Raw genomic sequence first — 13408 nt, 5'->3', positions numbered from 1 at the left:
TTGCCGATACACTCGGTGATACAATTAATGATAACTTTCAGAAATTAAAAACTGCAGTTTGAATTCACTTGAGTATATACACCTGATTGGGGCCGGTTGCAGTTAATGCCTTTGGCTTAATTACCGTTCTTGCAGACTTGCTTTTTAAACGATGCTGAAGCTGCTTTTTATTCTTTAATATTCTGTAAATACTCGATTCAGACCCTATATATATCCCTTTATCAGCAAGTATCGGTACAATTTGACTTGGTGGTAAATGGGTGCATTATTGGTTTAACTCTTCACCATTTTTTCTAAGCTGCCTGTGTGGCAGTGAACTTCGAGCAGGTTCTAAAAATCAGTATGATTGTTTTCTAACCTGCCTGTGTGGCAGTGAACCTAAAATCAGCAGAAAATAGTGGCGATGGCAGTTTCTAAGCTGCCTGTGTGGCAGTGAACAATAGATTATCGTTGCTGCGTTGAAAAGAAAATTTCTAAGCTGCCTGTGTGGCAGTGAACCAGAGGTGTTGCGTGTTAGTGTCCACAATCACTTTCTAAGCTGCCTGTGTGGCAGTGAACCTAAACTACAACGCTTTTCGGAAGTTTATCATTTCTAAGCTGCCTGTGTGGCAGTGAACAAAACATTATTGCAGCACAAGCATTGATGAATTTTCTAAGCTGCCTGTGTGGCAGTCAGAGAAAAAAATTAACCCTGCATTTAACGTGAAGCAAGGCCAATACCTCGCGTTTATTTATTATTACAGCAAAGTGAACGGTTATCCGCCAGTTCAGGCTGATATCCAGAAACACTTTGGTGTTTAAGCTCCTACGGTTCACCTGACAATTTTGAAGTTAGAAACTCTAGATCTTTAAATAAGCATAGCGCATAATTTCTTGTGGGATTTGATTCAGAGATAATATCTTGTTGGCGGCCCCTAATGCGATGGCTTCTTTAGGCATACCAAACACGACACAAGATTGTTCGTCTTGAGCTACAGTCGATGCACCAGCATCACACATATCTTTTAGCCCCCTTGCGCCATCATCTCCCATACCCGTTAAAATAAAACCAACGGCATTTTTACCTGCGCATTTTGCTGTCGATCTAAACAATACATCCACCGAAGGCTTGTGACGATTGACTAAGGGTCCATCAATGATTTCGACTAAATATTGTGCGCCGCTGCGTTTAAGCATCATATGTTTTCCACCTGGAGCAATGAGAGCTTGGCCAGATAAGACCCGATCATGATGACGAGCTTCTCTGACACGAATATCACAAATGTTATTGAGCCGCTCAGCAAAGGTGGCTGTAAACTTTTCTGGCATATGTTGGACAATAACAATACCTGGAGAATTAGTGGGTAAGGCTTTTAAAATAAACTCTAAAGCTTGAGTCCCCCCGGTTGATGTTCCTATTGCAACTACATGTTCAGTGGTTTTAGACATGGCAGATGCACCGCTTGGGATGACATTTTCTACGCCATGTTTTTCCCTTACTTTTACTGCAGCCCTGGGCATACACATATTACTCATATTTGCCTTAGCAGCAGCTTTTACGGCACTGGTAATGTCATTAGCAGCATCTTGAATAAAGTTTTTCAGACCAATTTTAGGTTTAGTCACAATACTAACCGCTCCAGCCGAAAGGGCCTGCATTGTTGTCTCAGCCCCTTTATCTGTTAGTGTTGAGCAGATCACAACGGGAGTGGGGCGCTTAGCCATGATTTTTTTGAGGAAGGTAACACCATCCATTCTAGGCATTTCAATATCAAGCACTATGACGTCGGGCCATTGAATAGCCATACGGGTCATCGCAAACAGAGGATCTGAGACCGCACTGATTACTTCAATACAAGGATCTTTGTTTAGTACAGCTTGTAGAACTTGCCTAACGATGGCTGAATCATCGACTATCATCACTTTTATTGTTTTCATAGCGTTTCTCTACTCACTTCAATATCACCGTGTTTAACCCATACATCCCCATTCCATAACTCTAAAGATACTTTTCTGTGAACTGACCCTCCTAAATCCATGTTTTGTAAGTTAAATCCATGTGTAGCTAATAATGATATTCCCGCGGTAATATTTTTTTCTGCTATATTGAAATAGTGATGTTTACTATTGGGCTGATGAATCATATTGCTGCCACCAAATAGTTTTACTTGATAGTCCCGTGGGTGGGTGTGGTGTTTCTTAATTTCATTTAAAAACATTAAAATAGCACCATCAGCAAAAAATCCCAGTTCCAGGTTTTTTGATGGGCTACTGCAAGGCAGCATATAGTGACACATACCCCCTAAATGCTTTTGAGGATGCCACAGGGTGATGGCAACGCATGAGCCAAGTAGGGTATTTATTTTAACCAGGCCTTGGCTGAAATGAAACTCCCCTGGTTGTAGGGTGACTTGTTTAATAGTTGGCATAGCCGAGCAAGTATTCATTGTTTTTGATACACTGAAGGAACAATGGTTTTAAGGTTATCGACCACTCCGCTTAGGCTTTCTGAGTGCCCAACGATAAAATAACCGTTGGGTTTTAATTGCTTAAGTAATTGAGATACTATTTGTTCCTTTGTTTTTACGTCAAAGTAAATTAGTACATTACGAAGGAATATAATATCAAAACTACCTAGGTGACTTAAGTTATTCTTTAAATTTGCATGAATAAACTGCACATTTCCTCTAAGCTCAGGGCAGATAATAAAGGTCCCATCTTCTTGGCCTACTCCTTTTAGGCAGTACTTCTTTAAATAGTGTTTTGGAATATTTCCGCTTCTTTCAATAGCATAATGGCCACCACGAGCTTGCTCTAAAATTTTCGTACTTATGTCCGTACCGATAATCTCCCAATTTCTATTTCTTAAGTTTTCGGCTAACACCATTGCAAGTGAAAATGCTTCTTCTCCCGATGAGCTGGCAGCACTCCACACACGATGTTGGCACATATTCCAAGTGGGTATGATCATGTCTTTTATGAAATCGAAGTGTTTTTGCTCACGAAAGAAAAAAGTTTCATGAGTCGTCAGCAAATCAATAGCGATTTGGTATTCATTATGAGTTTGATTTTGTATCATATCAAAATACTGACGGTAACTATTAAGGCCAAAATATTTTACCCGTTTCGCCAGACGGCTTTTGACGAGAGCCTTTTTATTATCTGATAAATTGATACCTGCAATATCGTAAATCATGTGTTTGAATAGGGAAAACTCTTTGTCGCTGAGGTGCAAAATATCCATATTTATCCTCGAAACCAAAACGCCTAAAATAAGCTATGACTACATGTCAGTTTCAGCATAGCACTGTCGTAATGCGTGTAATCCTCTTGCTATTTATAGTTGCGGATTCTTTATACTGGACGGTCATGCCAGACCGAGAGAATATACTTCGTTTCATCGATATCTCTATCATGTGTAGTACCAAAATGACTAAAAGATTTAAGTAAGCCTAAAACCTATCCTGTATGTCACTTTACAAGTCACTCAGTCTTTAGCTTATTGGTAGCTGACTTCACTTTTGAACTCCTAGCTTGTTTACTGACAGCTGGTGTCGCTTCAATAGAGACGATAAAGGCATATATATAAAACCAAGGTTAACAAACATAGCTCAGCGATCCATTTTCTACCAAGCTAGTTGGCTTAAGCTCACTAGCTATGGTTAGAAAATGCAGCTAATCCCGGTAAAATCCTTACATGATCCTTTGATCTAAGGCGTGTTTAGTGTCAGTAGATTGTTCGTGGACCAAGTTACTCATCATAGAGATCTCCTCTACTGATAATACTTTATCAACTTGCAAAATAATCGCGAAATCACCATTGATCTTACCCATTCCTTGAATGAAATCGGCTCTTATTTGTGCGCCGAATGCAGGTGCAGGGACTATATCACTATGGCTTATCTCGATAACCTCCGACACAGCATCGACCATCACACCAATGTCTTGCATTCCCTCTTCGTTAAGCACTTCAATAATAATGATACAAGTGCGTTTTACTATACAATTCTGGTTATTGCCAAAACGAGCCGATAGATCGATAACTGGCACGACGGCTCCTCTGAGATTAATTACGCCCTTAATAAAATGGGGCATCATAGGGACGGGGGTAACATTGCTATATTCTAAAATTTCCTTAATATTTAAGATTCCAATAGCATACATCGCGTCCTTTAGGTTAAAGGTCAGATATTGTCTGTCATCTTCGACCGGAAGCTCCATGTTGCTGGTTTTTGTACTGGGAAATTTCATAATGTCCTCCTAAAAACGAACAAAGTTTAGTTCACTATTAGCTATCGTTCTTGTTTTGGTCTGGGGTTTAGCTGTTTCAGTTTGATTTTGTGGGGGGATTCTTTTATTTATTGTATTCGGCGTATTGGCTACATCGACTTTAAAGAAGCTGATTACCTCTTGTAGTAATTCTGCTTGGCTACTCATCTCTTCAGCAGTGGCAGCCAGCTCTTCAGATGCAGAAGCGCTTTGCTGAGTAATTTGGCTAAGCTGCTCCATTGCTATGTTAATTTGATCCGCTCCAGAGGATTGTTCTTCCGAGGCAGCACTAATCTCTTGGACGAGCTCAGCAGTTTTCTTGATAGACGGAACGATTTCATCCAGTAACTTACCTGCCTTTTCTGCTAGGCCTACACTATTAGTGGCAACACCTCCGATTTCCTGTGCGGCAACTTGGCTACGTTCTGCCAGTTTCCTGACTTCTGCTGCTACGACAGCAAAGCCTTTACCATGCTCGCCAGCCCGAGCGGCCTCGATGGCAGCATTTAGTGCTAATAGGTTAGTCTGGTAGGCTATATCATCGATAATGCTTATTTTATCAGCAATTGATTTCATTGCGCTCACAGTTTTCTGTACTGCAATTCCGCCTTCATCAGCCTCCTTTGCAGCTTTTGATGACATACTATCAGTCACCTTGGCATTCTCGGTATTCTGGCTAATTGAGGCTGACATCTGCTCTATCGATGCAGATGTTTCTTCTACACTTGCTGCCTGCTCACTTGCTCCTTGACTCATACTCTGTGCAGTGGACGATACTTCCTCTGAAGCACTTGAAAGGTTATCCGCTGAGGTGCGTATACTGGCGATGATGTCAGACAATTTAGTCACCATAACATTGACAGCAAAGAGCATGCTGCTCGTGTCGTTAAGTTCTACATTGACTTTAGTTTGCAAGTCGCCTTTGGCAATTCGGCTAACTACATCTGTAACGTAGCTGGGTTCGCCACCGAGTTGACCTATAATAGACTTAGTAACTAAAACAGCGCCACCGATAGCGACAATGAAGACAAATATTCCAGAAATTCCCATTGCTAAAACAGCGTCTTCATAGCTTTGCTGAGATACGTCACTTGACGCTTCTAAAACAGAGCCTTGAAAATTGACCAGTTCACCTGCTGCTGCTAAGTACGCATTAAGGATAGGCATTGCTTTATCGAGCATCACAGCAATAGCTTCTAGCTTTAGTCCTTTCTCAATGAGACCATTCACTGTGTTAAATTCGTTCTGAAAATTAACTCGCATCTCTTTGAGTGCAGCCATTTTGGCCTTGCCTTCAGGTAGCTTAATCATTAAATCAAGTTCTGCGGTTTTTTGATCTATACTTATTTTATTGCTGGCTAGTACATCGTGAAGGCGCTTTTGTTCTTCTGGACTGTCATTAATGAGCAATTCTAAGCGGTTTTTAACATTTCCATTGGCTAAGTCTATGATTTCATTAGCTAGTACTGTCTTTCGCCAGTCGTCAGTAACTATACGATAGGTAATGCCATTAACCATCGATAACTCTTTCAGGCTTATTCCTATGATGATTAGCATAAGGACAATTAAAAGCGCAAAGGTGACACCGAGGCGCATGCTTAGTTTCATGTTATTAAACATCCATATATTCCTTAAAGTGAAGAAATCCTAAATCAAACTTGGCTGTAAACGGCTTTGGCTGATTCTATTGTGAGTATTTTTTGTACTAAACTTGGGACGTCAAGGATAAGGGCGACTTCACCGCTACCTAAGACAGTTGAACCGCTTATGCCTTGTATATGGCTAAATATATTACCTAGAGGTTTAATCACCGTTTGAAATTCACCCACAAGTTTATCGACAGCTAAACCGACCTTACTGCCAAGGTAAGAGACAACGATGACATTTTCACGATTTGGGGTATTCCCCCCTAAGTTAAACATCCGCCTTAGGCGGATAAAAGGCAGGACTTCTCCTCTGAGGTTAATGTAACTTTGCTGGCAGTTAGCGTTAATATCTGAGTTTGTTTCGTTTAATTCAACACACTCAAGCACCATATTTAACGGTATAACAAAGGACGAATTTTCAATCTCGACGAGAAAGCCTTCAATAGTAGCTAAGGTTAAAGGCAGGCGGATGCTAAAAATCGCCCCCTTTCCAAAGGCACTTTGCACCTCAACGGTGCCGCGAAGGGCGGTTATATTACGTTTGACGACATCCATACCCACACCGCGGCCTGATAAGTTAGTCACGGCATCAGCAGTCGAGAAACCTGGTTCGAAAATAAGGTTATTAATTTCTTTAATATCAATAGCTTCACCATCCTTAATTAGGCCTCTATCTTGAGCTTTTTTGAGGATTTTTTCATGATTCAGACCAGCACCATCATCTGATACTTCAATCACTATCATGCCCGAATCGTGATAAGCATTAAGGCAAAGTCGACCTTTAGGAGGCTTTTGTTTTTCCATGCGAACATCAGGCGCTTCAATTCCATGATCCATAGAGTTCCGGACCAAGTGCATTAATGGGTCGCTAATCTTTTCAACAACGGTTTTATCTAATTCTGTTTCGGCCCCAGTGATCACGAGCTCAATATCCTTACCTAACTCTTTAGCAACATCACGAACCACCCGCTGAAAACGGTTAAAGGTGACGCCGATTTGCACCATACGTAGCTGCAATGCAGCGTCTCGTACTTCTTCTACTAGGCGAGTTAGTATTGAGAAAGACTCAATCAAGATGCGATCTCCAGAATGCTGGGAATGAAGGCTAGAACTTGCTCCGGCAATAACTAGCTCACCGACCAGGTTAATTAGCTGATCCAATTTTTCGGCATCTACCCTAATAGACTGAATTTCTATCGTTTTGACTTCTCTGATTTGATTTTGCTTGACGATGGCCGATTCCAATACGGGTTGAGGTGTTAAGCCATTATTGACGACGATAGACCCGAGAGGCATATTAATTGACTGACTCTTCAGATCTCTTTGAAGTCCCAAAGCGTATTCAAGTTCATTAGGGGTTAATGAACCTGATTGCACTAAAATTTCACCTAATTGAAAATCTTGCTCAGGTAACGCTTTAATAAGTGCAATATAGTCACTGATACAACTGCTAGGGGGCAGGATATGGACTTGGCTATCGTCGCGAATAAACTCAAATGCCCCTTCAATCTCTAGTTTGTCAGCTTGACTATTGAAGTTGATCTCATAACCTAGATAGCAGGTTTCTGGATCCATCTCAAAGGCACTGGGGAAATTTGGAAATAAAGTGGTAATAGACTCTATCTTACCTAGCGTAGCTAGATAACGTAAAATGGCTAACGGATCCATACCAAAACGGAAAGAGTCTGGATGGTAACGAACTGAAATATGCCAATTATCACTTGTAACTTCTGGACTATTGACTCTTTCGACTGCAGCTGTAGCCGTTATTTGGGTACTGACAATAGGCTGTTCCTGTGTAGTGTCGGTGCTACCTAGTTCACCCATGGTAGTTAAGGTTTGTAGTAGAGCTTTACCATTAAGCTCATCATATTTGGTCTGACTAGTTTTATGCTCGACGTTATCTATGAGTAAACTAATATGGTCTTTACAATTTAAAAGTAAAGATGTGAGCTCCGTATTAGGTTTGATTTTACCGTCACGCATTTTATCGAGTAAACTTTCGACTCCGTGAGTGAAGTTGACAACGTCATCAAGCGAAAAAATACCTGCCGATCCTTTAATTGTATGGGCTGCACGAAAAATACCACTGAGGCTTTCATTCTTATCTTCTTCTTGTTCTAGATTAAGTAACAGGGATTCCATTTCGTCTAGCAGTTCTCTACTTTCTGAAATATACAGACCTAATACTTGTTCGAGCTCATCCATCGCAATATCCCTATTCCTTAATTACAGTGCTTAGTCTCTTGTTGTCGTTCTACTGTCGAGTTATGACGATAGGATCATTAAACCAACTGACTAAACCCAGTATTTCAAAGGCTTCAAATACAGTTTTACTGTGATGTATTAAGGTAAGATTATGCTGGACGAAAATTTGTTGTTGCTTTGCCATTATCAGGAGTTGTAATCCTGCAGTATCAATATCCGTGACGGCAGCTAAATCTAACTCTAGGTCCTGACTAGCTCTTAAGGCGCTAATAAATTGGTTTTTTAATTCCATTGCATTGTTTATCGTCATTGGCCCTTCAATACGAGCAATGCATCCTTTTTCTGTTTGTGCAAATGTTAGCATGGTGGTTAAGTCCTTTTAATTAACACTGGGGTCGTAAAGTATTTATGTAATGAAACCTTGGGTTATTAAATTATAAGAATTAAATTAACTTGGCTACAGCCACAATCATTTGTTGAGGTTGAAAAGGTTTAACTACCCAAGCTCTGGCGCCAGCAGCTTGCCCTTCAGATTTTTTTCCGGTCTGAGATTCAGTTGTTAACATTATGATAGGAGTAAACTTATGAGCTGAAAGTTTTTTAACTTCTTTTATCATGCTAATGCCATCCATGTTTGGCATGTTAACGTCGCTAATAATTAAGTTAATTTGGTTGCTGGCTAGCTTTTTGAGGGCATCGACGCCATCACAGGCTTCCACTGTTTTATAACCAGCTCCTTTAAGCGCAATACTCACTACTAGCCTTAAACTTGCTGAATCATCCACTATCAATATTGTTTTAGCCATTGTATCTCCCACATCCTTATTATTATTTTGATACTAATGTTCTCAGTGCTTTCAGCATTAAAAGAAAGTAATATTTTCAGTTACATGAAGTTGCTTTTTATCTGAGCCATGATTTTTTCGCTGTTCGAGCATTGCGTAGCCTTTTTCCATTTTAGTTAACCAATGGTTGAGATCTTTATCGGTAAATTCTTGTCCGATTTGTAGGTTATTATGTGCTTGATTGATGGTCAGGCTTAGCTCTTCAATACTTTTATTAACTTGAGTTAAAATCTGGCTAGTCCTATCTTGAAATTGCAAAGAGACCAACATTTCAGCTATTTCTTGTTGTATATGCTGTCCTTCTTGTTGCATGGCTTGTTTAGATTTAGCTAAATCATCGACAGTGGCTGAAAAGCTAGATAAGACTTCTTTTATTGTATGCTCGGCCCTCGCCATTATGCCATCATCATCTTCGGAGGCTTTTTCCGCCAAGGAAAATGCACTATTGACTGCAGCATTTATGACATTGACTTTTTTAGTCATATTTTTACCAGTTTCGCTCGATAATGATGACAGTTTTCGCACTTCATCGGCTACTACGGCAAAGCCTCTCCCTGTTTCACCAGCTCTAGCCGCTTCGATGGCGGCATTGAGAGCTAGCAAGTTAGTTTGCCCTGCGATAGCATCGACTTCAGATGCCATATTTTTTAATTGATCAGTGTAGGTGGTCAGCATACGAACTTCATTTAAAATGGCTGCTCTATCGTGTTGAGTGGCTTGCAGTGAGGCTATTACGCTGTGAAGAGATTGTTCTGCGGCAGTAAAAGTACTCTCAATAGAATTTTTTTCATGCTTATCGTTGCTTAAATCGTCATGAATGGGAAAAACGTGACTTAAACGATCAACTAAACAGCTAAAATTATTGGCAAGATCTGTTGTTGCAATTTCTGTGTGCGCTCTGGTTGTTTCAATCTGACGGCTCCAAATAGGGAATACTTCGACACAGAGCTTGTCTATATTGCTCATGATTTTCTTAGAATTAATTTCAGTTGTAGTGTGAGATTGCTGCACGATAAGTTGTGCATTAATTGAGCTGAATGATTGTTCTACCCAATGGCCAGAGAGCAGGCCTAACCCAACTAAGAGTAGTGCACTGATAGCGATCCCCAAGGTAATTTGAGAAAGTGATAATAAAAGAATACTACCAAGGATCCCCAGCACTGGCGGGTAAATATGAACTCCTGTACGCATAACGCTCCTTGACCCGGTATCAGTTATATTCTTGTAAAAAATAGTATGTTTGCCAAAGTATTACTACATCGAGACTGTTTATGACGCTTTGTTAACAACTTGGCATCAAATTGTTAACATTACCACTTAAATATATCAGAGATTTTTTTATTTGCAAATAGCCACTAAAATATTCCTAATGAATCATAGTGTTTGTTTATACGAAATTTTCTTTGTGGGATAAGGTAATGTCAGCTTCTTGAATAACTGTAGATAATGCTCTTTTAGCATATCATTACTTATGGCCTACATAGCATCTATGGCATTTGATCTAATTATGGCTTCAGATTTATCGCAGATAAATTATGCGTAGAGAGGATCAACAGGTTTAAGTTAAATATATTTTACTTTTGTAGGGCGTGGTGAGTTGTATGAGAGTATAAGGTCAAAGGTTAATATTACCAGTTTGTATTCTGGATATATAACAACGGTAAATTAAAATAAGGTTTAATAACTAGATTTTCACATGACGAATAGGTTAACTAGATTTTTTGGTTATCTTGGTTTGTTTCTTGTGGTTTGTTGTATACATTAGTTGTTATTTTATTTAGAGTATTCGGGGATAAAATGTTTTCGTTCACTGTAGCGTTCTAGAGTCTAAACAAGAGTATTTCAAGTACCTATTAATCTGCTAGCTAGAAAAATAATAAAAAGTAATCTATATTAAATTTATCATAAGTTAATGGATTACATATATGACAACAAAAAAAGAATTTTTATTCGCACCAGAAACGGGAACGGATAAACAATGTAAGGAAAATAAAGTTGGCTTTTTACCGTGGAAGATATTGAGCGTTGAAGGCGATCTTAGTTACCAACAGGCGCTTTTGCATGGATTAAGAGGCCTAGTTATACAATCAAGACCTGTACAAATTTTGACTGTGAATTCTACTGAAAAAGCTGCTGAAATGTTAGTAAAGCATGAAGATATAGCTGTTATTTTACTTGATGCTATTATGGAGAACGATGATTCAGGAATACGTCTAGTTGACACAATTAGGAACGTGCAAGGGAACGCATCCGTTAGAATAATCTTATTAACCGAAAAACCAGATTCTACTTCCCGTAAATCCGTTATGGAGCAATACGACATTGATGAATATTGGAATAAATCTGAAGTTCAGTTTGAACTTTTAATTACCGTATTAACCGCTCATATTAGAACTTGGGAATCCCTTCGAGATCTTAAGCAAGCGTGTTTAGGCTTACAGATGATTGTAGATGCAGCAAGAGGCCTTAACAGCCTTTATGATATATCATCATTCACGCATACTGTGTTAACTGAAATTGGACGAGTTATTGATACGACACCTCAAGGCATTGTATGTATTTCAAAGCTGAAGAAAAGCTGTTCAGATGATGCTTCATTAGCCGTGGCAACTGTGACTGCAGCGACTGAAGATTCTACTAATTTTATAGGTCTGCCTTTTGACAAAGAAATCCAAGAAATCTTTGGTAAAATCAGTTCTAAAGCACTAGAAACGCAGACTCACCAGTTTGATGAATATCATTCAGCACTGTATTTTGAAGGTGATAATAATCTTGCTGAATACTTTATTATCCTCGTTCAAAGTAAAAATCCATTATCAAGTTATCATATTAATTTACTCAAAGTATTTGGTGAAAATATAAGTAGTGGTTTTACTAATATATCGCTAATCAATCGTTTAAGTCAGCTGGCTTATCAAGATCCTATGTTAAAAATCCATAACCGAAATTGGTTACATAGGGAGATAAAATCTATGAGTAAAAAAAATAAAGGTAAAAGTGAATTGCTAATATTTGATGTTAATCACTTTACGTCGAGAGTACTTACTTTTGGAGAAGAGCATGCAGATGAATTAATTAAGGGGTTATATAATGCTATTAAAGAAATATTTTCAGATAAATACTTAATCTCTAGAATTGAAATAGATACTTTTGCAGTCATTTGTACTAAAGTGGATTCACCCTCAGAAAGCGCACTTAAATCACTAGTCAGTAAACCTGTAGTTATTCATGGTGTACCACATATTTTAGAATTGACAATAGTCCGCATGAATATGAATTTCCTTATTGATTTTCCGCCAGAGAAAGTTTTATACCTCGGGCTTAGTTCGCTTCATATCGCAAGGGAAAAATCTAAATCAATAATACATTATACCCCTGAATACCTTGAAGATATTAAATCTGAATCAATGATGATGTTTGATCTACGAGATGCTATCAAGAAAGGTGACTTATTTGTAGTCATTCAACCTAAAATTAATATGACTAATATGAAGGTTATAGGTTTTGAAGCATTATTGAGGTGGGAATCAGAAAATACTAATATCCCTCCATCTGTTTTCATTCCTATCGCTGAAAAGTCGGGTTTAATTACCCAATTAGACAGTTTTGTTTTCACAAAGTCAGTAGAAATAGCCAATTTATTCAGTGATTTAGGTTATGATCTTCCTATTTCGTTCAACACAACCTGTGACGACCTTAAAGACCCCCTATATATAGGCAACATTATTTCTACTGTCGAAAACGGTCTAGTAGACCCATCATTACTTGAAATTGAAATAACAGAATCTCAAGCCATGTTAGATTATGATGAAATAAATCCTATATTATTACAGCTAAGAGACATTGGAATTAAAATCAGCATAGATGATTTTGGAACTGGTTACTCATCTCTGGCGCATATTACTCGTTTGGCGGCTACATCAATAAAAATTGATCGGTCGTTTATAACCAATATTGAAACTGAAGAATCTAGTTACCGTGTCGTTGATATTATTATTAACCTTGCCAATAGATTCGGTTTTTCTGTAATAGCCGAGGGTATTGAAACAAAAGGTCAAATGGAAACTTTATTACATCATGGATGCCACATTGGTCAGGGATATCTTTTTGCAAAACCGATGACCTTAGTTACAGCAATCGAATGGCTAAAGACACAGGTTACATAGAGTCCAGTACTCATTATTAGACAACTCCCCCTTGTGTCAGGATTGTTGTCGCCTCTACTTTTTTAGTTACAGGAAATTAAAATGAAGAGAAACTTCAATGAAAAACTTATCCACTACTCGACATCAATTGACTCAAAACCTGAGGGATCCCCACGAATTTAATAGCATGCTTGTGGATCCTTGATTAACGATTGTAGCGTCTTAATTCCTGCTAGTCCGTGAGACTTCAGTAGCCTCAAAGACTTATCTTTGTAGGCCCTTAATCCTATAAATTGGTTTGAGAGCACGTTGCGAT

10 protein-coding genes, 2 pseudogenes and 1 CRISPR repeat array are annotated in these 13408 nt (G+C 38.8%); of the genes and pseudogenes, 1 reads left to right on the top strand and 11 read right to left on the bottom strand.

All coding sequences use genetic code 11. The features are described 5' to 3' along the window. Positions 1-76: 76 nt before the first annotated feature. The 10 genes and pseudogenes from AAEZ02_RS20965 to AAEZ02_RS20920 all read right to left on the bottom strand — a co-directional run. Positions 77-259, bottom strand: a pseudogene (locus AAEZ02_RS20965) (IS3-like element ISPpr7 family transposase); the annotation flags it as partial. Positions 260-290: 31 nt separating this feature from the next. Then, positions 291-677: a CRISPR direct-repeat array (repeat unit 28 nt; unit sequence TTTCTAAGCTGCCTGTGTGGCAGTGAAC). 163 nt (positions 678-840) lie between these two features. Continuing rightward, a complete protein-coding gene (locus AAEZ02_RS20960; RefSeq protein WP_351124848.1) occupies positions 841-1917 on the bottom strand; it encodes a protein-glutamate methylesterase/protein-glutamine glutaminase in 1077 nt (358 codons plus the stop codon). Continuing rightward, positions 1914-2408 carry a chemoreceptor glutamine deamidase CheD gene (gene cheD / locus AAEZ02_RS20955; RefSeq protein WP_164839454.1) on the bottom strand — a complete coding sequence of 165 codons (495 nt, stop codon included), beginning with the start codon at positions 2406-2408 and terminating at the stop codon, positions 1914-1916. Before cheD ends, AAEZ02_RS20960 begins: the two co-directional genes overlap by 4 nt. A 14-nt stretch (positions 2409-2422) precedes the next feature. Next, positions 2423-3223, bottom strand: a complete 801-nt coding sequence (locus tag AAEZ02_RS20950) for a CheR family methyltransferase (protein ID WP_124013287.1) — start codon at positions 3221-3223, stop codon at positions 2423-2425. A 449-nt stretch (positions 3224-3672) separates the two neighbouring features. Continuing rightward, positions 3673-4230 (bottom strand): chemotaxis protein CheW, encoded by a 558-nt coding sequence (locus tag AAEZ02_RS20945; protein WP_124013286.1) that lies wholly within the window; start codon positions 4228-4230, stop codon positions 3673-3675. Positions 4231-4239: 9 nt separating this feature from the next. After that, complete coding sequence (locus tag AAEZ02_RS20940; RefSeq protein WP_351124843.1) at positions 4240-5868, bottom strand: methyl-accepting chemotaxis protein; 1629 nt, start codon at positions 5866-5868, stop codon at positions 4240-4242. Positions 5869-5900: 32 nt separating this feature from the next. Next, the gene (locus AAEZ02_RS20935) at positions 5901-8102 is read right to left on the bottom strand and encodes a chemotaxis protein CheA (protein ID WP_124013284.1); all 2202 of its coding nucleotides are present in this window, start codon (positions 8100-8102) and stop codon (positions 5901-5903) included. A gap of 49 nt (positions 8103-8151) precedes the next feature. Further along, positions 8152-8466: an STAS domain-containing protein gene (locus AAEZ02_RS20930; RefSeq protein WP_124013283.1), complete on the bottom strand. Its 315-nt coding sequence runs from the start codon at positions 8464-8466 to the stop codon at positions 8152-8154. A 79-nt stretch (positions 8467-8545) separates the two neighbouring features. Beyond that, positions 8546-8908, bottom strand: coding sequence for a response regulator (locus AAEZ02_RS20925; protein WP_124013282.1), 363 nt, complete (start codon positions 8906-8908; stop codon positions 8546-8548). Positions 8909-8965: 57 nt separating this feature from the next. Further along, on the bottom strand, positions 8966-10138 hold the full coding sequence (locus AAEZ02_RS20920) for a methyl-accepting chemotaxis protein (protein ID WP_124013281.1): 1173 nt from the start codon (positions 10136-10138) through the stop codon (positions 8966-8968). A 734-nt stretch (positions 10139-10872) separates the two neighbouring features. On the opposite strand from AAEZ02_RS20920, the gene AAEZ02_RS20915 reads away from it, so the two are divergent. Beyond that, a complete protein-coding gene (locus AAEZ02_RS20915) occupies positions 10873-13113 on the top strand; it encodes a sensor domain-containing phosphodiesterase (protein ID WP_124013280.1) in 2241 nt (746 codons plus the stop codon). Between the two features lie 158 nt (positions 13114-13271). Here AAEZ02_RS20915 and AAEZ02_RS20910 read toward each other — a convergent pair. After that, positions 13272-13408 (bottom strand): annotated as a pseudogene (locus tag AAEZ02_RS20910) (IS4 family transposase); the annotation flags it as partial.

The sequence above is a fragment of the Shewanella sp. T24-MNA-CIBAN-0130 genome, from assembly GCF_040310185.1.
GTDB lineage: Bacteria > Pseudomonadota > Gammaproteobacteria > Enterobacterales > Shewanellaceae > Shewanella > Shewanella psychromarinicola.
This window is presented reverse-complemented; position numbering and strand designations above follow the sequence as displayed.

What these genes read in the sequence shown, in the direction of transcription:
- AAEZ02_RS20960 (WP_351124848.1), bottom strand. Translation starts at nt 1,917, where the DNA reads ATGAAAACAATAAAAGTGATGATAGTCGATGATTCAGCCATCGTTAGG.
- cheD (WP_164839454.1), bottom strand. Translation starts at nt 2,408, where the DNA reads ATGCCAACTATTAAACAAGTCACCCTACAACCAGGGGAGTTTCATTTC.
- AAEZ02_RS20950 (WP_124013287.1), bottom strand. Translation starts at nt 3,223, where the DNA reads ATGGATATTTTGCACCTCAGCGACAAAGAGTTTTCCCTATTCAAACAC.
- AAEZ02_RS20945 (WP_124013286.1), bottom strand. Translation starts at nt 4,230, where the DNA reads ATGAAATTTCCCAGTACAAAAACCAGCAACATGGAGCTTCCGGTCGAA.
- AAEZ02_RS20940 (WP_351124843.1), bottom strand. Translation starts at nt 5,868, where the DNA reads ATGTTTAATAACATGAAACTAAGCATGCGCCTCGGTGTCACCTTTGCG.
- AAEZ02_RS20935 (WP_124013284.1), bottom strand. Translation starts at nt 8,102, where the DNA reads ATGGATGAGCTCGAACAAGTATTAGGTCTGTATATTTCAGAAAGTAGA.
- AAEZ02_RS20930 (WP_124013283.1), bottom strand. Translation starts at nt 8,466, where the DNA reads ATGCTAACATTTGCACAAACAGAAAAAGGATGCATTGCTCGTATTGAA.
- AAEZ02_RS20925 (WP_124013282.1), bottom strand. Translation starts at nt 8,908, where the DNA reads ATGGCTAAAACAATATTGATAGTGGATGATTCAGCAAGTTTAAGGCTA.
- AAEZ02_RS20920 (WP_124013281.1), bottom strand. Translation starts at nt 10,138, where the DNA reads ATGCGTACAGGAGTTCATATTTACCCGCCAGTGCTGGGGATCCTTGGT.
- AAEZ02_RS20915 (WP_124013280.1), top strand. Translation starts at nt 10,873, where the DNA reads ATGACAACAAAAAAAGAATTTTTATTCGCACCAGAAACGGGAACGGAT.